Source organism: Kitasatospora sp. NPDC058115 (assembly GCF_042884635.1).
GTDB lineage: Bacteria > Actinomycetota > Actinomycetes > Streptomycetales > Streptomycetaceae > Kitasatospora.
Window position 1 is genome coordinate 38077 of sequence record NZ_JBHVTL010000028.1, and the last position, 20597, is coordinate 58673.

Annotated in this window: 15 protein-coding genes; 8 read left to right on the forward strand and 7 right to left on the reverse strand. The window is 74.8% G+C overall.

What is annotated here, in order from left to right:
• Nucleotides 1–64 precede the first annotated feature (64 nt).
• Entirely contained in the window at nt 65–1180 is a 1116-nt protein-coding gene (locus ACFVVL_RS27345; protein WP_387679745.1) for a TolB family protein, read from the forward strand.
• A gap of 70 nt (nt 1181–1250) precedes the next feature.
• Here ACFVVL_RS27345 and ACFVVL_RS27350 read toward each other — a convergent pair whose 3' ends face one another.
• Nucleotides 1251–2267: a hypothetical protein gene (locus tag ACFVVL_RS27350; protein WP_387679748.1), complete on the reverse strand. Its 1017-nt coding sequence runs from the start codon at nt 2265–2267 to the stop codon at nt 1251–1253.
• Between the two features lie 352 nt (nt 2268–2619).
• Here ACFVVL_RS27350 and ACFVVL_RS27355 point away from each other — a divergent pair, with 352 nt between their 5' ends.
• Nucleotides 2620–5925, forward strand: a complete 3306-nt coding sequence (locus ACFVVL_RS27355) for a BTAD domain-containing putative transcriptional regulator (RefSeq protein WP_387679751.1) — start codon at nt 2620–2622, stop codon at nt 5923–5925.
• A 70-nt stretch (nt 5926–5995) separates the two neighbouring features.
• On the opposite strand, the gene ACFVVL_RS27360 is transcribed toward ACFVVL_RS27355, so the two are convergent.
• From ACFVVL_RS27360 to ACFVVL_RS27385, 6 genes are all read right to left on the reverse strand, one after another.
• Nucleotides 5996–7549, reverse strand: coding sequence for an alpha/beta hydrolase (locus ACFVVL_RS27360; RefSeq protein ID WP_387679754.1), 1554 nt, complete (start codon nt 7547–7549; stop codon nt 5996–5998).
• Between the two features lie 299 nt (nt 7550–7848).
• On the reverse strand, nt 7849–8328 hold the full coding sequence (locus tag ACFVVL_RS27365) for a hypothetical protein (RefSeq protein ID WP_380298161.1): 480 nt from the start codon (nt 8326–8328) through the stop codon (nt 7849–7851).
• A 221-nt stretch (nt 8329–8549) separates the two neighbouring features.
• Nucleotides 8550–9371 (reverse strand): TIGR04222 domain-containing membrane protein, encoded by an 822-nt coding sequence (locus ACFVVL_RS27370; RefSeq protein WP_387679757.1) that lies wholly within the window; start codon nt 9369–9371, stop codon nt 8550–8552.
• Between the two features lie 151 nt (nt 9372–9522).
• Nucleotides 9523–10836, reverse strand: a complete 1314-nt coding sequence (locus ACFVVL_RS27375) for an MFS transporter (RefSeq protein WP_380298158.1) — start codon at nt 10834–10836, stop codon at nt 9523–9525.
• A gap of 126 nt (nt 10837–10962) precedes the next feature.
• Nucleotides 10963–12387 carry a dihydrolipoamide acetyltransferase family protein gene (locus ACFVVL_RS27380; RefSeq protein WP_387679760.1) on the reverse strand — a complete coding sequence of 475 codons (1425 nt, stop codon included), beginning with the start codon at nt 12385–12387 and terminating at the stop codon, nt 10963–10965.
• A 38-nt stretch (nt 12388–12425) separates the two neighbouring features.
• The gene (locus ACFVVL_RS27385; protein ID WP_387679763.1) at nt 12426–14609 is read right to left on the reverse strand and encodes a thiamine pyrophosphate-dependent enzyme; all 2184 of its coding nucleotides are present in this window, start codon (nt 14607–14609) and stop codon (nt 12426–12428) included.
• Between the two features lie 136 nt (nt 14610–14745).
• Here ACFVVL_RS27385 and ACFVVL_RS27390 point away from each other — a divergent pair, with 136 nt between their 5' ends.
• The 6 genes from ACFVVL_RS27390 to ACFVVL_RS27415 all read left to right on the forward strand — a co-directional run bounded on the left by ACFVVL_RS27390 (nt 14746) and on the right by ACFVVL_RS27415 (nt 20545).
• Nucleotides 14746–15309, forward strand: a complete 564-nt coding sequence (locus ACFVVL_RS27390) for a VOC family protein (protein WP_380294264.1) — start codon at nt 14746–14748, stop codon at nt 15307–15309.
• Nucleotides 15310–15346: 37 nt separating this feature from the next.
• On the forward strand, nt 15347–16042 hold the full coding sequence (locus ACFVVL_RS27395) for a GntR family transcriptional regulator (RefSeq protein WP_380294263.1): 696 nt from the start codon (nt 15347–15349) through the stop codon (nt 16040–16042).
• Nucleotides 16026–16781 carry an SDR family NAD(P)-dependent oxidoreductase gene (locus ACFVVL_RS27400; protein ID WP_387679767.1) on the forward strand — a complete coding sequence of 252 codons (756 nt, stop codon included), beginning with the start codon at nt 16026–16028 and terminating at the stop codon, nt 16779–16781. Before ACFVVL_RS27395 ends, ACFVVL_RS27400 begins: the two co-directional genes overlap by 17 nt.
• A gap of 236 nt (nt 16782–17017) precedes the next feature.
• Nucleotides 17018–17686 (forward strand): ABC transporter ATP-binding protein, encoded by a 669-nt coding sequence (locus tag ACFVVL_RS27405; protein ID WP_380294261.1) that lies wholly within the window; start codon nt 17018–17020, stop codon nt 17684–17686.
• Nucleotides 17683–20007, forward strand: a complete 2325-nt coding sequence (locus ACFVVL_RS27410; RefSeq protein WP_387679770.1) for a hypothetical protein — start codon at nt 17683–17685, stop codon at nt 20005–20007. The genes ACFVVL_RS27405 and ACFVVL_RS27410 overlap by 4 nt, the downstream gene beginning before the upstream one ends.
• Nucleotides 20008–20110: 103 nt before the next feature.
• The gene (locus ACFVVL_RS27415) at nt 20111–20545 is read left to right on the forward strand and encodes a hypothetical protein (protein WP_387679774.1); all 435 of its coding nucleotides are present in this window, start codon (nt 20111–20113) and stop codon (nt 20543–20545) included.
• Nucleotides 20546–20597 lie beyond the last annotated feature (52 nt).

The window sequence follows — 20597 nt, forward strand, 5'->3', positions numbered from 1 at the left end:
GCCTCTTTCATGGTCGATGGCTTCCCCGAACGGGGTGCCGCACCGGAAACTGCGTGGGGGGAACATGCGAGGACGGACGAGACGGCTCACGGCCGGACGCGGGCGGGCCGCCCTGGGCGCGGCGGCCGTGGCCTGGGCGGTCGCGGTGGCGCTGCCCGCAACGGCCTGGGCCGCACCCGCCGGGGGCACCGGCGGCGCGGGCCTGCACCAGATCGGGACCGAGAGGGTCAGCGTCGCGGCCGACGGCACCCAGGCCAACGACGACTCCGCCCGGGCGTCGATCACACCGGCCGGCGACCGCATCGTGTTCACCTCCTACGCGAACAACCTCACCCCCGGCAACACGGGCAGGAACGACCGGGTCTTCGTCCGCGACCTGACGACGGGACAGAACCGGCAGTTCGGCGGATCCGCGTCGGGATCGCCCATGCTCAGCAGCGACGGCCAGGTCCTCGCCTATCTGGCACCCAGGTACGCCAACACGGCCCTCTACCAGGAGCACCTGACCCGGGGATGGACCTCCGCCTACACCTGCTCGCTCTTCACCTGCGAGGCGTCCATGGGCGCGAACGAGACCCACCAGGCGTTCACCGTCAGGTTCAGGCCGCCGGAGCCCAACCAGCGCGTCGAGGTCCGCAGCCCCGACACCGGCGCCCTGCAGACCGTCGACATCATCCACAACACCGAGCCGATCCGGCCGTCCATCAGCGCCGACGGGACCCGCCTCGCCTACCAGGACGGCGGCGAACACGACATCTTCCTGTGGGACTGGGCCGGCAACACCGCCGCCGGCCCGATCGAGGGCCCGGGCGTGGCGGCCGAGCTCGTCCAGCTCAGCGACGACGGCACCAAGGTCGTCTACCTCTCGGGCCCCGACACCTACGTCCACGACGTCGCCTCCGGCACCGCCCTGCCGGTCCCCGGCGTCAAGGGCCTCGCCATCGACCCCACCGGCCGCTACCTCCTGCACACCACGTCAGGGACGACCGGGCCGGCGCCGCTCACGCTGCGCGACCTCGAAACGGGCACCGACGAAACCGTCACCGACCGCCCCGCCACCGCCGGGATCGACACGGTCAGCGCCGGCGGGCGCCAGGTGGTCTTCCGGTCCACGGCCGAGGACCTCGTCCCCGGCGACACCAACGGCAAGGCCGACATCTTCCTGCGCACCCTGCGCTGACCCGGTCACCGCCCGGCCCACGCCCCGGACCCGCGCAGAGCACGATCCCCCACAATCCAAGCGACGGACCCTAGGCCAGAGGGCTCCACAGAAGACCCCCCATGCACACCCAGAACGAGTAGATCGGAACATCCGGCCGATCCGGTTCGAACCGGAAGGCGAACAGCAGATCCCCCGGCAGACCCGTCACGGCCGGAGTCCCCCTGCTGCTGAACGGGACCTGCACCGGAACGAGACGCATCTGCGGCGAATCGGACGTGGAGAAGACCCCGCCCCTTCCCGAACCCGGCACGGTCGACAGGCCGACCACACCGACGTCACGCACCTCCCCGGCCAGCAGCTGACGTGAACCGCCGGACACACCCACGACGCCGGGACCGCCACCGAGGAGATCCGTTGCCGGAGCGGTCCCGGTCTGCGTGAGCCTCCCCCCACCACGCCCCACGACCCCGGCGCCCGGGAACGGCGACCCCACCACCACCGTGCCGGCGCCGCCCGGCCCCACAGGGACGCTCTGCGCCATCTCGTCACCGCCCCGACCGAACACGCCGACATGATCCGCTTCCGGCTGCCCGGGTGCGCCGCTTGCGCCGGCCAGGCCGACCACACCAGGTCCGTTCGGGTGCCGGGTACCGGTGTCCTGGGCGGTTTCGAGTTCCACCGTGTGCACCCCTCCCCGACCGAGGAGCCCGGCTCCGGGGAGACCGAAGACCGTGGATCCGATCTGCTGACCGGCCCCTCCTGACCCCGCCACCCCGGTTCCGGCGGCTGCGCCGCCTTTCCCCTGTCCCCCCAGACCGCTCACGCCCGGCCCACTCCGGTTCCCGCCGTTCCCCCTGACCCCGGGCGCGCTCATCTCGCCCCCGTTGCCGATCACCCCGGCACCACCCTTCAGACCGGTGCCGGTGATCGCGTCGTGATCGCCCTTCGGGACCAGATCCGGGGTCAGCTCCGGCTCGACAACGAAGAACTCGTTGCCGACGTACTCGTGCTGATCGTCCTTCCGCTTGCAGCGGAGGTACGTCGTGCGACGGACAGAGTTCGCGTCGCCCAGATCCAACGCCTCACCGATGTCATCGCCAGTCACAGGGGCACCTTTCACCGCCGCCGACCCCACCGAACTCACCCTAGGCCAGCCCCTCTTGGTACGCACCATCGCCAGAGCCACCGGAGTAACGGCAGCACTTCGGCACCGTCGGGCGACATCCCCGGCGCGGATCCGCATACACCGGGCACCCCCGGCCGGCGGCCGGACGTCCACCGCCTCCCCACGCCGGTCAGCACACCGGACCCGGACCCGCCGCCCGCCCTGCCCCCGCCCACCCGGGAGACCCCGGCCCCGCACCGCGCCCCGCCGTTCGGCCCCCGGCGGGACACCGGGACAATGATCTTGGACTGATCATGGAGGCCGGCCGGTGCCGGAGGAGGGGACGGGCGAGGTGCGGATCAACGTTCTGGGGCCGCTGCAGGTCCTGCGGGACGCGGACGGCACGCCCTGCGACGTCGGCGGGGCGAGGCGCCGGCTGCTGCTGGTCCGCCTCGCCCTCGACCCCGGGCGCGTGGTCACCCGCGAACGCCTGGTGGACGACCTGTGGGCGCACACACCGCCGCAGGAACCCGCCGGCGCCCTGCAGTCCCTGGTCTCCCGGCTGCGCCGGACACTGGGCCGCGACCGGACGGTGATCGGCTCCCACCCCGCCGGGTACCTGCTGGACCTGCCCCGGCAGAGCGTGGACGCCTGGGACTTCGAACAGCGGGCGGCCACCGGCCGGGCGGCGCTGACCGCCGGCCGCTTCGCCGAGGCGGCCGCCCTGCTGGACGGAGCACTGGAACTGTGGCGCGGAGCACCGCTCGCCGACGCCGCGAGCGCCGCCTTCAGCGCCGCGCCCGCGGCCCGGCTGACGGAACTGCGGCTCGCGGCGGTCGAGGACCGGGCGGACGCCCTGCTCGCCCTCGCCGGCACCGAAGCGCCACCCCACCTGGTCGCCGACCTCACCGCACTGTGCGTCACCCACCCGCTGCGCGAACGGGCCGCCGTCCGGCTGATGCGCGCGCTCCACACGGACGGCCGGCAGGCGGCGGCCCTGGAGGTGTTCGAACGCACCCGGCGGGCCCTGGCCGAGGAACTGGGCGCGGACCCGTCCACCGAACTGCGCGACGCCCACCTCCAGGTGCTCACCGGCACGAGACCACCACCGCCCGAGCCGGCCCCGGCCACCACCCGCCACCCGGACCGCCACCCGGGCGGGCAGGCGGCCGGGCGGGCGGCACTGCCCCTGGGGCTCACCGCCCTGGTCGGGCGCGAGGAGGCACTGACGGCGATCCGCGAACGCCTGCACCACGGCCGCCTGGTGACCCTCACCGGGCCGGGCGGCGTCGGAAAGACCCGCCTGGCGATCGCGGCCGCGAGCACCGCCCCGCCCACGACCGACGTACGGCTCGCCGACCTCGCGGGCGTCAACGACCCCGACGCGCTCGCCCGGACCGTGCTCACCGCCGTCCGCCGCCCGGCGGACCCCGGCGTGCCGGCCACCGGCCTGCCCACCGGCGACCGGCCCGCGGACCCCCTCGACCGGATCGTCCGGGCCCTGGAGGACCGCGAGGTCCTGCTCGTCCTGGACAACTGCGAGCACCTGATCGACGCCGCGGCCCGCCTCACCCGGCACCTGCTGACCGCCGCACCCCGGCTCACCGTCCTCGCCACCAGCCGCGAACCGCTCGCCATCACCGGCGAGACCCTGTGGCCCGTGACACCACTCGCCGTCCCCGAACCCGGATCCACCGCCCCGCAAGCACGCGCGCACCCCGCCGTCGACCTCTTCACCCAACGCGCCGCCGCGGCCCGCCCCGGCTTCACCCTCGACCACGACACCCTCGAACCGGTCATCCGGATCTGCCGCGAGCTCGACGGCCTGCCCCTGGCCCTCGAACTGGCGGCGGCCCGGCTGCGGGCCCTGAGCCCCGCCCAGGTCGCGGCCCGGCTGCACGACCGGCTCCGGCTCCTGGACCGCGGCCCCCGCACCGCCCCCGACCGGCACCGCACCCTGCGCGCCGTCATCGACTGGAGCTGGCACCTGCTCGACGACGACGAACGCGTCCTGCTGCGACGGCTCTCCGTCTTCACCGGCGGCGCCACCCCGCCCGACGCACACCTGGTCTGCGCCGCCGACTGGCCCAACGGCCCGGCACCCGACCCGACCGCCGTCGAGGACCTCCTGGCCTCCCTCGTCGACAAGTCCCTGCTCACCACCACCACCCGAAACGGCACGGCCCGCTACCGGCCGCTGGAGACCATCCGCGCCTACGCCGCCGAACGCCTCGTCGAGGCCCGCGAGCACGACACGACCGCGGCCGCCCACCTGCGCCACTTCGTCGAACTCGCCGAAACCGCCGAACCCCGGCTGCGCACCGACGGCCAGAACGGCTGGCTGGCCCGGCTGGACGCCGAGCAGGACAACCTCGATGCGGCACTGGACCGGGCGATCACCGCAGGCCCACCCGAGCACGCCCTGCGGCTGACCGCCGCCCGGGCCTGGCCCTGGCTGATGCGCGGCCAGGGCCGCGAGGCCGGCGAACGCACGGCGGCCGCCCTCGCCGCCCACGGCCGCACCCCGCCGCCCGGCCTGGAACAGACACACGCCCGCTGCGTGATCCTCACCCAGCTCACCGCCCCGCTGCGGCAGAGCGGCGAGCCCGCGATCCCACCCGCGACGATGAGCACGGCGCTCACCACCGCACAGCGGAGCACCCACCCGGCCGCCCTGGCCGCCGCGCTGCTGCTCGCCATGACGGGGCCGCCGCACGCACCGCACACCACGGCCCAGCAGTACACCGAGCACCCCGACCGCTGGATCCGGGCCGCCGCCCACCTGGTGCTCGGCCGCATCGAGCTGAGCGCGGGCCGGACCGGGCACGCCGAGCACTGCCTGCGCACCGCGGCGGACGGCTTCCGCACCCTGGGCGACCGCTGGGCACTGGCCATGGCCCTGCTCACCCTCGCCGCGCTGCTGTCCGTCACCGGCGCGCCCGAGGAGGCCCTCGCGGCACTGACCCGGGCCGCTGAACAGGACACCGCGACGGGCGGCGGCCAGGCACCCCTGACCCTGCTGCTGTCGGGCCGGCTGCGGGCGCGCTGCGGAGAGCCGGCCGCCGCCCGCGCGGACCTGGAACGCGCCCTGGCCGCGGCCGAACGCGCCGGGGACCCGCACCTGCAGGCCGCCGCCCGCTACGCACTGGGCGAACTCGCCCGCACCGAAGGGGACCTGGAAGCGGCACTGCACGGCCAGCAGGAGGCACTGCGACAGCTCGACCAGCTGCCGGCGACCGGCCCCGGCGCCCCCGCCCGCCTGCACCTGCTCGCCCTGCTCCACACCGGCCTCGCCCGCACCCAGCAGCGCCGCACCCACCGGCACCGCGCCGCACCCGGCACACCCGCACCCGACGCACCCGGGCCCCTGCACCGCCGGGCCCTGGAACTGGCCGCCGCAAGCGGCGACCGGCCCGTGCGGGCGGACGTCCTGGAAGGCTTCGCCGAGTACTGCCTCCACCTCGGCGACCCGGCCCGCGGCGCGGCGGCACTGGGCGCCGCCCACGGCCTGCGCGGAGCCCACGACGCCGGCGATCCGCAGCTGCGGGCCGTCCTGGACGGCTGCGCCGAGGCCCTCGGGCAGGCCGGCTTCCGGGCCGCCTGGGAACACGGCCGGGCGCTGTCGCGACCGGAGTCGCTGGCCCTGGAGACGCACTGACCGGCACCACCCGCCCGGGTGCGCCGCGCCGCCCGCGCCCCCGGGACGGCCGGCGCGGCCGCAGGTGCGGTCAGCCGCCGAACGGCGCCTCGTCGGGCGCGCACACCGTGCCGGGGGCGGGCAGGACGCCGTCGAGCAGGTAGCGGGCCTCGTACCCGGCGGCGCAGCCGCTGGGGTTGGCCAGCACGGTGTGGCCGTAGCCGTCGACGCTCAGCAACCGCGCACGGGCGAGCGAGCGGGCCATCGCGCGCGACCCCTCGTACGGCATGGCCGGGTCACCGGTGTTGGCGACGACCAGGAGCGGGCGGGAGGTCGGCCGGTTCCACGGGCCGTCGTAGCGGTCGCCGTCGCGCACGGGCCAGTCGGCGCAGCGCTCGTCGGCCCAGGCGAAGTACGGGCCGGCCTCGCCCGAACGGGTGCGGGCGGAGGCGGCCAGGGCGGGGTAGTCGGCCCGGGCGGGCGGGTTGGCGCTGTCGGAGCAGACCAGCGCGAGCGCCTGGTCCGGAGACCGGCGCGCGACGGGCGGCAGCGGCGTGCCCGGCGTGCCCGGCGTGCCCGGCGCCTCGGTGGCCGTCCACAGCGCCTGGAGCATCATGCCGAGCCCGGCCCAGCCGGTGCCCGGCAGCTGCGGGACGGGGTTCGGGGCGTACAGGGAGACGATCGTGGCCTCCACCGCCGAGCCGGCGGTGAAGGTCACGCCGCCGACCGCGACCGCACGGGCGCGCAGCCGCTGCAGCAACTCGCCGTACCGGGCGCGGGTGGCGCCGGGCGACCCGGCGGAGAACGCACAGGCCTCGCGGCCGGCCCGGGCGCACCGGTCGAGGAAGACGTCGAGGACGCGGGCGGCGGCCACGTCGGTGCCGTTGCGCAGCAGGGTGCCCGTGGTGGCGGCCTGCTGTCCGTGGCCGGTCGACCAGGCGACGGGGTCCGGGGCGCTGTCGAGGACCATCGCGCGCACCCGGCCGGGGAACAGGTTGGCGTAGGTGGCACCGAGGTAGGCGCCGTAGGAGGTGCCCAGGTAGCTGAGCTGCCGGTCGCCGACCGCCCGGCGCAGCAGGTCCATGTCCCGGGCCACGTCCGCGGTGGAGATGTGCGCCAGCAGGCCGGGCTCGCGGGCCGCGCACTGCCGGGCGAGGCGCCCGTAGGCCTCGGCCCAGGCCTTCTGCTCGTCCGCGCCCTCGGGATAGCCGGCGGCCGTTCCCGCCAGCAGGTCCTGCTCGTGCGCCGGGTCGTCGAAGCACCGGACGGGCGCACTGGCGCCGGTGCCGCGCGGGTCGAAGGAGACGATGTCGAAGCGCCGGCGCACCTCCTCGGGGAACCGGCCGAGCATTGCGGGCAGGGCCACGGTGCCGGGCACGGCCGGGCCGCCGGGGTTGTAGAACAGCGAGCCGATCCGCTGCGCCCGGTCATCGGCCGGGTGCCGGATGACGGCGAGGTCGATCCCGGCCCCGCGCGGGTCGTGGTGGTCCAGCGGCACGCGGACGGTCGCGCACTCCAGGCCGCCCCCGCACGCCGCCCAGTCGACCCGCGGCACCGGGGTGCCGTGCGGTGCGGCCACCGCCCCGGCCGGGCACAGCAGGGCCGTCAGCGCGGCCGCGGCGGTGGCCGCGGCCAGGCGCCGCAAGGCTGCCTGCCGCCGGTTCGCGGCGCGGCGGGCCCCGGCCCTGCGCGGCGGCCGGGTGGCCGGGCGGGGGGAAGCAAAGATGCGAGTCACGTGGATGCCCCTTCGTCGACGGTCCGGACCGTCGTCGGCGCTCCTGGTCACGCCGCACCGTCCGGTACGGGCGACGGTTCCGCACCGCGCCGGCACACCGCCGGCATCCCCCTGGCATCGCCCTGGCAGCGATCCGGCCCCCGCCCGCCGCGCGCGCGGCGGGCGGGGCTTCGTGCGGGTGGCCGCGGGCCGGACGTCGTCTCCCGGGTTCAGTCGCCGTCGGCGTCGGCGCGGTGTTCGGCCAGCAGCGCGTTCAGCCGTTCGACTTCGCGGTCCACCAGGACGTGCTTGTCGTCGACGTAGGGGAGGTGGACCGTGCGGCCGTCGGTGCGCAGCGCGTGGACGAGGAACGCGGGTGCGCCGCGGCCGGTGTGCGCGTTCGGGTTGGGCACCTTGACGAACCGGGTGATGCCGGCCCAGGGCAGCCGGCGGCGGCGCACCACTCCGCGCACGGTGATCCCCTCGGTGGTGAGCAGGGTGCCGGCCCGGGCGACGCCGACGATCACCAGCAGGCAGAAGCCGATCACCAGCAGCGAGCCGATCGCCTTGGTGGAGGGCGCGAACTCCTTGTCGCTCCAGATCGGCAGCAGGGCCCCGAAGGACAGCAGCAGCACGGTGAACGCGAGCCCCCCGACCCGTGTGGTCGCCACCCGGTACTCGTGCGGAACCCTCAGTCGATCGCCACTCATCGCGCCCGCCCCTCGACCGTCGTCACCGGCCCGCCGTCATCGCCGGCGGCCGGCCGGATTCGCATTGTAGGGAAGGGAGTTGCTCACCGACAGGCCCTTGCCGGCTGCGGTGCCGCGGCCCTCCCGGCCGGGAGCCCCGGCGGCCGGTCGCCGTCCGGCGGCGGCCCTCGCGCGCGCCGCGGTGTCGGGGCCCGGGCCCGCCTGCGCCCGGTTGCGGCCCGTCACAGGCCGCCCAGGCCCGGCGGGTCCTCGAAGGGCGGCGGCGTCTGCGGGGGCGGGCTGAGGGCCTTGTTCAACGCGCCGAGCCTGCCGTGGAATTCGCCGCGGGTGGCTTTGCCGAGGAATGCGGCGTCCTGGTCGCCGAGCGGGTCGTGGATGCGGGGGCACCACGGCTGGTGGCGTTCCTGGTGGGCGGCGAGGGCCGCGCGGCCCGCCTGCGTGGTCCCGCCGGACCGCAGGAGCCGGTCCCTGGCCGCCCACCAGCCCGCCACGACGAGCAGGAAGGTGGCGACTCCCGGGACCAGGGGGTCGGGAAAGCCCCGGGCGGCGACCATCCAGACGGCCGTGACGCCGAGCGCGAAGGAGGCCATGCGGATCACGGCCAGCTGGTCGTCGGCCCGTTCGAGCGCCCGCAGGCGGGAGGGGTGGGCGGTCAGTCCCTGGTCGCCGAGCCGCCGGCCGACGGCGGTGAGGCCGGGGGAGCGCTGCAGCCGTTCCATCCGCCGCCAGGCCCGGCGCCGCGGCGCCCGCCCGAACACCCGGACGACCTCCGCCTCGACGGCGTCGCGCGCCACGGGGTCCACCACGGTGAGCACCCCGTCCGCCACCGACACCCGGCCGCCGAGCACCATCGAGGCCAGCACCGTCCGCGCCAGCGACCGCCTTCCCCCGTGGAGGTAGGCGACCTCGTACACCGTCAGTTCCTCCTCCTGCGCCCGCGGGACCACCAGTGCGTCGAAGAACGCGCGGCGCGCCCGCCGGAAGCGGAAGGCGCCGAACGCCGTCAGCGTGGCGGCCACGGCCAGCACGACGACCCACCCCACAACCGGACCCCCCTTTTTCTTTCCGCGCCCGCCGGCGCTTCCCCGGTGCAATGCCCGGGCCGGGCCCCCGTCAAGCCGCACCCGCCCGCCCCGCGCCCGGTTCCGCCCGGACCCACGTGGTGGGCCCGGGCGGGGCGGACGGGGGCAGGTGTCAGCTCGCGCCGTGGCGCTGGTCCGTGGCGGAGAACCGCAGGCGGGTGGCGGCCGCGGCGCCGAGGGCCAGCAGCACGACGGAGATCCACAGGCCGGCCAGGTGGTTGCCGGTGCTCTCCTCGGCCCAGCCCATGACGTAGGGGCCGACGAAGCCGCCGGTGATGCCGACCGTGTTGAGCAGGGCGAGGCCGCCGGCGAGTGTGCGGCCCTCCAGGCGGGTGCCGGGGAAGTTGAACAGGAGCGGCTGGACGACGAAGAACGCCAGGCCGGTGAAGCAGAAGCCGAGCAGGGCGATCACGGGGCCGGCGACGGTGGCGACGAGGAGTCCGGCGAACATCATCAGCAGGCCGGTCACCACGAAGTTGCGGGAGCGGCGGGGGGTGGTGGCGCGCGGTGGCACCAGGACGGCACCGATCGCGGCCGTCACCCAGGGCAGGCTGGTCAGCAGCCCGATGGTGAACGGGGACAGGTGTCCCCAGCCGCCGATGATGCCGGGCAGGAAGTAGACGACGGAGTAGAGCGCCACCTGGTGCGTCCAGTTGGCGAAGATGGCGATGAGCATCTGCTTGTCGCGCAGCACCGTCAGCAGGGAACCGGAGCTGGTGCCGGCGGCCCTGGCGCCTTCCTCCTGCTCGCGGGTGGTCGCCTCGGTGACCAGTGCCGCTTCCTTGGCGGTCAGCCACGGGGCCGTGGCCGGGCCGTCCGGGAGGTACTTGAGGACGACGAAGGCCAGCAGGACGCAGGGAAGGCCCTCGACGACGAACATCCACTGCCAGCCGTGCCAGCCGCCGATCCCGTCCATCTCCAGCAGCAGGCCGCCCAGCGGGTTGCCGAGCACGCTGGCGATCGAAGCCCCGAGCAGCAGCAGGCCGATCGCCCGGGCCCGGGTGCCGGAGCGGAACCAGTACGTGAAGTAGAGGAGGATGCCCGGCAGCAGGCCCGCCTCGGCGGCGCCCAGCAGCAGCCGCATCGCGTAGAAGGACTTCTCCCCCTGGACGAACGCCATGCAGGCGGAGATGACGCCCCAGGTGAGCATGATCCGGGTGATCCACCAGCGGGCGCCGACCCGGTGCATGATCAGGTTGCTGGGGATCTCGGAGGCCGCGTAGGTGAGGAAGAACAGTCCCGCGCCGAGCCCGTAGGCGGCGGCGGATATACCGAGGTCGGCCTCCAGCCGTTCCTTGGCCAGGCCGATGTTGGTCCGGTCGAGGAAGGACATGATGTAGGCCGCCAGCAGCAGCGGCATCAGCCGGCGCAGGTTGCGTCTGTCCAGGTCGCCGAGGGTGTCGCGGGGCGCGGGGGTGGGGGGCATCGGTGTCCTTAAGGGGAGGGTCCAGGCGGTCCGCGGGGCGCGGGACCGCGGCCGGGGGCCGGGCGGTGCGGCACGCGAAGGGAGGGGTGGGGCGCGTGCCGCACCGCCCGGGGGAGGGGGACGGGCTCAGACCACGATCCGCATCGGGTCGCTGAGCGCGCCGGTGAAGGCGGCGAGCCAGCGGGCGGCGACGGCGCCGTCCACCGGCCGGTGGTCCACGGAGAGGACCACCGTCATCGCCTTGGCCGCCGTGAGCGCGCCGTCGCGGACCACGGCCTGGTCCCGGACCGCGCCGACGGCCAGGATCGCGGCCTGCGGCGGGTTGATGATGGCGGCGAACTCCTCGACCCCGTACATCCCGAGGTTGGAGATGGTCAGGGAGCCGCCTTCCAGGTCGCCCTGACGCAGGGTGCCGGCGCGCGCCTGCTGCGCGCGCTCGCGGGTCGCGGTGGCGAGCGCCGACAGCGACATGCGCTCGACGCCGCGCAGCACCGGCGTCAGCAGCCCGCGCTCGGCGGCGACGGCGATGCAGATGTCCACGCTCTCGTAGCGGCGCACGGCGTCGGCGTGCCAGGTGGCGTTCATCTCGGGGACGGCCGTGTGCGCGAGCGCGGCGGCCTTGACCAGGAGGTCGTTGAGGGAGACCTTGACCGGGCTCGCCGCGTTGATCCGCTCGCGGAAGGCGAGCAGTTCGTCCACCTCGCAGGTGGCGCGGAGGTAGAAGTGCGGGGTGTGCTGCTTGCTCTCGGTCAGCCGTGCGGCGATGGCCCGCCGCATCCGGGTGTGCGGGATGTCCTGGTGGCCCGAGCCCGCCGAGCCCGCCGAGCCCGCCGGGGCGGACGGGGCGGCCGGGGCGGCCGGGCCCGCCGGGGTGGGCGGGGCGGGCGGGGCGGGCGGGAGCGGGGGCGTGGGGGGCGCGGTGCGCTGCGCCGGTTCCCGGGGCACGGCGCTCGGCTGCGCCCGGTGCCGGGCGGCGACGGCGGCCTCGACGTCGCGGCGCACGATCCGGCCCCCGGGGCCGGTGCCGGTCAGCTCGGCCAGTTCCAGCCCGGCCTCGCGGGCCAGCCGCCGGGCGAGGGGGCTGCTGAACAGCCGCCCGCCGGGCACGGGCGGGGCGCCGCCGGCCTCGGGTGCCTCGGCTGCTGCGGGCGCTGCGGGTGCCGTGGCCGGCCCGGCGGGTTCGGCCGGTGCGGGGGCGTGGGGGGCGGGGGAGTCGGGGACCGTCCGGCGTTCGGGGCGGATGACGTCCGCTGCGGTGGCGGGGGCCACGCCCAGTTCGGCGAGCAGCGCGTCGAGGTCCCCGACGGGCTCGTCCGGTGCGCCGAGGACCGCGACGGGGGTGCCCACCTCGATCACGGTGCCGGGCTCGTACAGCGTCCTGAGCAGGACGCCGGGGTGTTCGGCGGGGACGTCGACCTCCGCCTTGTCGGTCTCGATGCAGATCAGCGCGTCGCCGGCCGCGAAGGCGGCGCCCTCGGCCACCGGCCAGGCGGACAGCACCCCCGTCGTGTCGTCGGCGGACACCGCCGGCATGCGGAACAGTTCGGCCATGGGGGACCCTCCTGGGTCACGTGGGGTCGGGGGCGGGGTCAGGGCCGGTCGGCGGTGGTCCGGCGAAGGGCGGCCACGGCCTCCGGGGTCCGCGCGATGGCCGCGCGCTCCAGCACCTTGCTGATGCTGGGGGAGGACTCCCCGGCGGTGAGGCGCTGGACCGGCTGGTCGAGCCAGTCGAAGTAGCGGCGCTGGATCTCGTCGGCCAGCCAGCCGCCGTAGGAGGTGCCGAGGGGGCCCTGTTCGGCGAGGAGCACGTTGTTGGTCTTGCGGATGCTCGCGCCGAGGGTGTCCCAGTCCAGGCTGGCCCGGTCCAGCCAGCGCAGGTCGATCACCTCGGCGTCCAGCCCGAGTTGTTCGACGGCCTCCAGGACGTGGCCGGTCATCGCGAGGTAGGAGACGACGGTGAGGGCCGAGCCGGTGCGGCGCACCGCGGCCCTGCCCACCGGCAGGCAGTAGTCGAGGTCGTCCACCGGGCCGGTGCCGGTGGAGTTGTACAGGTCCACGTGCTCCAGCACCACCACCGGGTCCTTGCAGGTCAGCGCGGAGTTCATCAGGCCGACGTAGTCGAAGGGGGTGGAGGGGGCGACGATCCGCCAGCCGGGCGCCGTGGCGAAGACGCCGGCGGGGTCCATGGAGTGCTGGGAGCCGTAGCCGGTGCCCATGGCGACCTTGCTGCGCAGGACGAGCGGCACGTCGCCGTCGCCGCCGAACATGTGCCGGGCCTTGCCGATCTGGTTGAAGATCTGGTCGGCCGCGACCCACATGAAGTCCGCGTACATGAACTCGACCACGGGTGTGTAGCGGCCGTCCAGGGCGATGCCGCAGCCGAGTCCGGCGAAGGCGTTCTCGCTGATGGGGGTGCCCAGGCAGCGGTCGGGGTGGGCTTCGGCCAGGCCCTTGGTGGCGCCGTTGGTGCCGCCCTTGAGGCGGTGGACGTCCTCGCCCATGACGACGATCGACTCGTCCTCGGCCATGCGGCGGCGCATCACCTCGGAGACGACGTCGATGAACCGGCGCTCGGCGGTGGCGCCGGTGAAGGTGTCCAGGTCGGCCTGGCGCACGGTGTCGAACTCCGAGAGGTCGCCGCGTACGCCCACGTCGCGGAAGGACGGGTCGGGCCATTCGGCGGGCTTGATGCGGCGCTTTCCGGGCTTGCCGTCGGGGTCGGGTTCCAGCAGTTCGTCGCCGATGGAGGCGAGCAGTTCCCGGGCCCGTGCCGTGCACTCCTCGACGGCCGCGGCGTCCAGGACGGCGCGTTCGGTCAGCTGCCGGGCGAGGAGGTCCAGCGGGTCGCGGGCGCGCCACTGCTGTTCCTCGTCCTTGGTGCGGTAGCCGAACGCGCTGCCGGGGAACGGGCCGTTCTGGTGGTAGTAGCGGTAGACCTCGGCCTCCACGATGGTGGGGCCGCCTCCGGCGCGCATGTGGGCGACGGCTTCGCGCATGGCGAGGTGGGTGGCGAGCGGGTCCATGCCGTCCACCTGCCAGGACGGGATGTTGAAGCCCAGGCCGCGTGCGGACAGCCGGGGTTCGGCGGTGACCTCCTCCACGTGGGTGGAGACGGCGTAGCGGTTGTTCTCGATGAAGAAGCAGAGCGGCAGTTTCCAGGCGGCGGCGAGGTTCATGGTCTCCAGGACGGAGCCGATGTTCACCGCGCCGTCGCCGAAGTAGGCGACCGACACGGCGTCGGTGCCGGCCTGGCGGGCCGACCAGGCGAATCCGGCGGACTGCGGGACGCCGCCGCCGACGATGGCGTTGGTGCCCATCGCCCCGGCCTCGCGCCACTGCAGGTGCATGGATCCGCCCCGGCCCCGGCAGAAGCCGCGGGCCAGGCCGCAGATCTCGGCGAGGCTGCGGGTGAGGACGGTGCGCACGTCCTCGCTCACCGGCAGGCGCGGGTCGATGCCGTGCGGGGCGACGTGGCCCAGCGCCTTGGCGAGGAACTGGTGGTGGCCGCGGTGCGAGCCGCCGACGAAGTCCGCGCTGGTCAGCGCGTGCACGGAGCCGACCGCGCCGCCCTCCTGGCCGATGCTGGAGTGGGCCGGGCCGTGGACCAGCCCCTGGGAGGCGAGGTCGAGGACGTACTCCTCGAAGGTCCTGATCAGCAGGGTCTGGGCGAACATCGAGGTCAGCAACGCGGGATCGGCGTCCTGCCAGTCCCTGCGGGTCGCCGTCAGCTGCGTCCAGGGCGATGCCGCGGCCAGTTTCCGGTGTGTAGGCATATGAGCTCCCTAGGTGTTTCGACCAGCACTGTCGCAGCGAATGGATCCATAGCCAACCCCCGTTATCGGAGTGTGATGTTCCAGCGGCGGCGAATCCCCTTGACTACGGCACTGTGCGCAGACCAGGGTGATATCCATGCCAGGTCAATGGATCCATTCACCGGGGGGCGAGGAAGCCCCACCCCAGGGACTGCCGGGGCTCACCGGGGTCGAGCACATCGGCTTCACCGTCCCCGACCTCGACGAGGCGACCCGCTTCTTCGTCGAGGTGATCGGCTGCCGGCACCTCTACACGCTCGGGCCCTTCCACCACGAGGGCACCTGGATGACCGAGCACCTGAACGTGCACCCGCGCGCCGTCATGCGCGAACTGCGCTTCCTGCGCTGCCCCGGCGGACCCGACTTCGAGATCTTCGCGTACGAGGCCCCCGACCGGCGCACGGACCAGCCCCGCAACAGCGACATCGGCGGCCACCACCTGGCGTTCTACGTCACCGACCTCGACGCCGCCGTCGAGCACCTGCGCCGCCACGGGGTACGGATCCTCGGCGAGCCGACCGCGAGCAGCGGCCCCAGCCAGGGCCAGCGCTGGGTCTACTTCCTCACCCCCTGGGGGATGCAGCTGGAACTGGTCTCCTACCCGCACGGCAAGAGGTGCGCCCACGGCACGCCCACGCCGTTGTGGCAGCCTTCCGACTGAACACCGCCCGCGCACCGGAAAGCGAGCCGTACCCGCCGTGCCCCAGAAACCGACCACCGGCCCGAACGCCTCCGCCGTCGCCAGCCAGCGGGTCGCCGACCACCTGCGCCGCGCCATCCTGAACGGCGAACTGCCGCCCGGCGCCCGGATCATGCAGGAACAGGTCGCCGAACGGCTCGGCGCCAGCCGCCTGCCGGTCCGCGAGGCCCTGAGGATCCTCGCCGCCGAGGGACTGACCGTCGTCAAGTCCAACAGCGGCGCCTGGGTCTCCAAGATGGACATGCGCGAGTGCGAGGGCGTCTACAAGATCAGGGAACGCCTCGAACCGCTCGCGCTCAGCGAGAGCATCCCGCACCTGAGCGCCGCCCAGATCGCCGAACTCGCCGACCTCGCGGGCCGGATCGAGGCCACCACCGACGTCGACCGCTTCCTCGTCCTGGACCGCCGCCTGCACCTGCTCACCTACGCCGGCTGCCCGGCCGGCCAGCTCACCGAGATGGTGGACCGCTTCTGGAACACCACCCAGCACTACCGCCGCGCGTTCGCCCGCATCACCGACGCCACCGGCTGGGAACTGATCCACGCCGAACACCGCCTGATCATCGAGGCGATCCGGCGCGGCGACCCCGAGGACGCCGAACGCTTCCTCACCGGACACATCCGCCGCACGCGGCTCCAGCTGGTCCAGCACCCCGAACTCTTTCGCGAGGACGAGAATGACACCGCCGAGTGACCCCACCCCCTTCCACGGCAGGACCCTGCTGCTCTCCGGCGCGGGCGGCGCCATCGCCCGCGAGGTCGCCCGCCAGTTCCACGCGGCCGGCGCCCACCTGGTGCTGGGCGACCTCGACCCGGCGGCCCTGGAGGAGTTCGCCGCCTCCCTGGGGCCCGGCGCCGGCCGGGTGCTGACCCGGCACCTGGACGCGGCCTCGGCGCAGAGCAACACCGCCTTCGTCGCCGCCGCCGTCGAGGAGTTCGGCTCGGTCGACTTCCTGGTGCCCGCCGCCGGGATCTACCCCGAACAGGCCGTCGCCGACATGACCGACGAGCAGTGGAGGACCGTCGTGTCCGTCAACCTCGACGGCGTCTTCTTCCTCACCCGCGCCGTCCTGCCGCACCTCAACAAGAACGGCGCCATCGTCAACCTCGCCTCCATGGCGGGCCACCGCGGCAGCATCCGCCACGCCCACTACGCCGCGACCAAGGGCGCCCTGCTCGCCTTCTCCCGCAGCCTCGCCTGGGAACTGGGCGGCCACGCCCGCGTCAACACCGTCTCCCCGGGCATCATCGAGACCCCCATGACCCGCGACTACGTCGCCACCCGCGGCCACGACGCCCTCGCCGCCACCCCCATGGGCCGCCTCGGCCGCCCCGAGGAGGTCGCCTCCGTCATCACCTTCCTGTGCTCCCCCGCGGCGAGCTTCGTCCACGGCGAGACCATCCAGGTCAACGGCGGCCTCCACATGATCTGACCCCGCCCCCGCACCCACCGCAGGCCCGGAGCACCGCGCTCCGGGCCTGCGGCACGCACACGGGAGCGGCCGGAGGCGCGCACGGGGCGCCGGGAGCATCCGGGACGTCGACCACAACGACAGTGACTACTGTTACGTCCACTACTCGTTCAACTCGGACCACTCGGCCCGCAGCAAGGTGGGTCGCCACCACCACCTGATCCGTCGGTTCACCGGCCGCCGCGAGGAGTGAACGCGTGCCACCAGTCCTGCAAGCCCGGGCCCTGCACCTGAGTTACGGCCCGGCCCCCGCGGTGGCAGGAGTCGATCTGAGCATCGGCCCCGGAGAGGTGGTGGGAGTGGTGGGCGCCTCCGGCTCGGGGAAGACCACCCTGCTCCACTGCCTCTCCGGACTCCTCCTCGCCGACAGCGGCAGCGTCCTCTTCCGTGACCGGCCGGTCGAGAACATGACGGCCCGTCAGCGCGACGAACTGCGCCGCTCCCACTTCGGCTTCGTCTTCCAGTTCGGAGACCTGGTGCCGGAGCTGACGCTGCTGGAGAACGTCTCGCTGCCGGTGCGCCTGCAAGGCGTGCGGGCCGGCGAGGCACGCAGGCGGGCGGCGCAGCAGCTGGACGCGCTCGGGATCGGCCGGTTGGGGCGCCGGACCGTGGGGGAGGTGTCCGGAGGCGAGTTGCAGCGCGCGGCGATCGCGCGTGCGCTGGTGCACCGCCCGGACGTGGTCTTCGCCGACGAACCGACGGGCGCCCTGGACGACCACAACTCCGAGGTGGTGTTCGGCCTGCTCCTGGAACAGGCCAGAGAGCACGGGGCGGCGGTGGTGCTGGTCACCCACGACCGCCTCCTTGCGGCCCGCACCGACCGGACCGTGGTCCTGGCCGGCGGACGGGTGGTGGAAGCCGCGTGAGCGCGTCCTGGGCGACGGCCGTGGCGGTCGCGTGGCGCACGGTGCTGTCCCGTGGGGCGCGGCGCCGGGTCGCGCTGCTCACCCTGGTCGGTGCGGTGGCCGCACTGGGGGTGCTGGCCACGTTCGGCGCGGCGGCGATGCAGGGACGCGAGAGCGCCCGCTCCGGCGCGATGGTGCCGGTGTTCGGTCCGCCACCCGGCTTCGGCGGCGAGCCGGTGTTCAGCAGGCAGGGGGTGGCCGAGACCGGGTGGACGGAAGTGGAGCACCACCACGACGGCCGCCGCATCAAGATCGTCCGGGTCGCCGACCCGGACGGCCGCGGGCCGTTCCCGCCGGGGATCTCCGCCTGGCCGCGTCCGGGACAGGCCCTGGTCAGCCCCGCGCTGGACCGGCTGATCCACAGCACCGGCTCCCCGCTCGCCGAGTGGTTCGCCACGGTGGACACCGACGTCCTTCCCCGAACCGCCGTCGCCGGCGCGGGCCAACTGCTCGCCTACGTCGGCGTGCCACCGGAGGAACTGGGAACCCAGCAGGGCCCGTTGACGGGCTTCGGCGACAGGGGAGGACCAGGGTTCGGCTGGTACCCGGCGCTGGGGTGCATGCTGTTCCTGGTCATGCCCGCGCTCGCCCTCGTCCTGACCGCGAGCCGCTTCGGCCGCCAGGTCCGCACCACCCGCTACCAGGCCCTGCGCCTGCTCGGCCTGCCCGCCGCCCACGCCCGGCTGGCCGGCGCGCTGGAGAGCGCCGCACCGGTCGCCGCCGGCGCACTGCTGGCCGCGCTCGCCTGGCCCCTCCTGCTGCCGGACACCTTCGCCCTCCCGGTCACCGGCCGCCGGCTGTTCGGCGCCGACCTGCACGTGCCGGCCGGACGGTCGGCACTCGCCGTCCTCGGGGTCACCGCTCTCGCCGCGGTCCTGGGCGCGGCCACCGCGGCCGGCTCCGACCGCGCCTCACGCAGTGTGCGCTTCCTCAAACCGGTCCGGCTCACCAGCCCCTGGGTGGCGCTGCTGTTCGGCGCCGGACTGCTGCTCCTCGCGGCGGCCTACGCCCGGCACAAGGCCCGCGACCCGCTGTTGTGGACCGCCATCGTGCTGCTGGGCGCGGGCCTGCCCAGCGCAGCCGCCTGGGCGGGCCAGTGGCTGGCCCGGCTCCTGGGCCGCATCGAGGCCGGCGTCGTCTGGCTGCTGGCGATGCGACGGCTGGCGGCGGACCCGCAGACCCGCTTCCGCGTGGCCGGAATGGTCGGCATCGCCGTCTTCGCCGTCGGCGCCGCCCAACCGGTCTCCCAGGTCATGGCCCAGCCCAACCTGCCCTGGGCCGCAGCCGCCCGGGCCGCCGGCCACACCGACCTCCTCGCCAGGGCCGAGACCCTGGAAGCCGTGCCCCTGCGGCTCGGCGAGCCACCGGACGCCGTCCGCGGCCCCGTCCCCGCCGTCGCCCTGTGGTCCCCCGGACAGGACCCCGCCACCCGCCCCGCCCACACCGCGCTCGTCGCCACCTGCCCCCAGCTGGAAACCCTCCTGGCCGGGCCCCTCCCCGACTGCACCGGCGGCCGGATGATGCTGCGCACCGCTGACTCACCGCACGTGGGCGGAGCGCCGGGTGCGGGGGGCGAGCTGATCCTGCGCTCCGCCGACCGGACACGGCAGGCGAGCATTCCGCCCGTTGCCGGGACCCTGGAACTGCCGTCCGGCTCGGACGCCCCGGTCGAGGCCCTCATGGTGCTGCCGCCCGACGACGGCGCCCTCGCCGCGCTGGGCACCCCGTTCCTGATCTCCACCTACATGCGCATCCCCGTGGACGCCGCCGCCTGGGAGAGCGCCGGAACCTGGGTCGTCTCCTCCTCACCCGCCTACCGGCTGGTCAACTCCTACCAGCTGTCCGAGGTCCTCGACGGCACCGGCAGCTGGGTCCTGCTCGGGCTGACCGTCGCCGCCGCCATCACCGTCCTCGGCGCCGTCCTGACCCTCGCCGAGGACGCCGGACACCGCCGGGAATGGTTCGCCCTGCGCGCCCTCGGCATCGCCCGCCGCCGCCTGACCGCCGTCCAGCTCACCGAGGCCCTGGTCACCTCCACCGTCACGACGGCCCTGGCCACCCTCGCCTCCACCACCGTCGGCCTCACCTACCTGCGCATCAACGAGGACCACCTCGACAGCAACCTCCCCTACATCCTCGCCGCCGCAGGCGGCGTCAGCGCCGTCCTCGTCACCGCCGCAGCCGGCAGCGGCCTCACCCTGCGCACAGCCCGGCGCCGACGCCACCGCACCGCCGCACCTCCGGCCGCTGCCGAACCACCCCCGACCACCCCCACCGGCTAGCCGTGCCCGGCGGATCGCCGCCGGCGCCATCCGGCCGGCCCCGTGGAGGGCCGGGCCGAAATCCCCTGGTGCCCCGACCGGGACCTCTGCGATTCTCGGGCGCGTGCCAGCTCGAAACCGCCGTCTGCCGCGGCACCTGTCGTGGCCGCTCACCTCGACGGACATCTGCTCCGCCCTCGGCGAGAGGCCCTCCAGCACCCTCCGGATCGGCTTCTCCGACCACCACCGGACGGACGGAACCCTCCTCAGGGCCAGGTGGGTGCCACCGGCCGGCTCGAACTACGGCACCGGCCTGCCTCCCGACTGGTGGTCGAGCGTGTGGATCACCGTCGGCCCCGTCGCGAGCAGCGAGCGGGCCACCGCCCGCCAGGTGCTGCGCGAACAGGCGCTCCCCGAGCTCCGGACCTGGGTGGAAAAGGCCCGGCACGGCTCCCAGGCATGGGCGCTGAGCAGACGCACCGTCGCCTGGCGCTACGTCGACCGGTCCCTGCATCTCAGCCACGACCACCAGCCCTACCAGCCGGTCGAACGCCCCTGAGAAGCCGCCCGACCTCGATCAGACGGGTCAGGCCGTTCCGGCCGGCCCCCTG

Excerpts from the sequence above, each read along its gene's own strand:
- ACFVVL_RS27345 (WP_387679745.1), top strand. The coding sequence starts at position 65 with ATGCGAGGACGGACGAGACGGCTCACGGCCGGACGCGGGCGGGCCGCC.
- ACFVVL_RS27365 (WP_380298161.1), bottom strand. The coding sequence starts at position 8,328 with ATGAGTGGCGATCGACTGAGGGTTCCGCACGAGTACCGGGTGGCGACC.
- ACFVVL_RS27375 (WP_380298158.1), bottom strand. The coding sequence starts at position 10,836 with ATGCCCCCCACCCCCGCGCCCCGCGACACCCTCGGCGACCTGGACAGA.
- ACFVVL_RS27380 (WP_387679760.1), bottom strand. The coding sequence starts at position 12,387 with ATGGCCGAACTGTTCCGCATGCCGGCGGTGTCCGCCGACGACACGACG.
- ACFVVL_RS27385 (WP_387679763.1), bottom strand. The coding sequence starts at position 14,609 with ATGCCTACACACCGGAAACTGGCCGCGGCATCGCCCTGGACGCAGCTG.
- ACFVVL_RS27390 (WP_380294264.1), top strand. The coding sequence starts at position 14,746 with ATGCCAGGTCAATGGATCCATTCACCGGGGGGCGAGGAAGCCCCACCC.
- ACFVVL_RS27400 (WP_387679767.1), top strand. The coding sequence starts at position 16,026 with ATGACACCGCCGAGTGACCCCACCCCCTTCCACGGCAGGACCCTGCTG.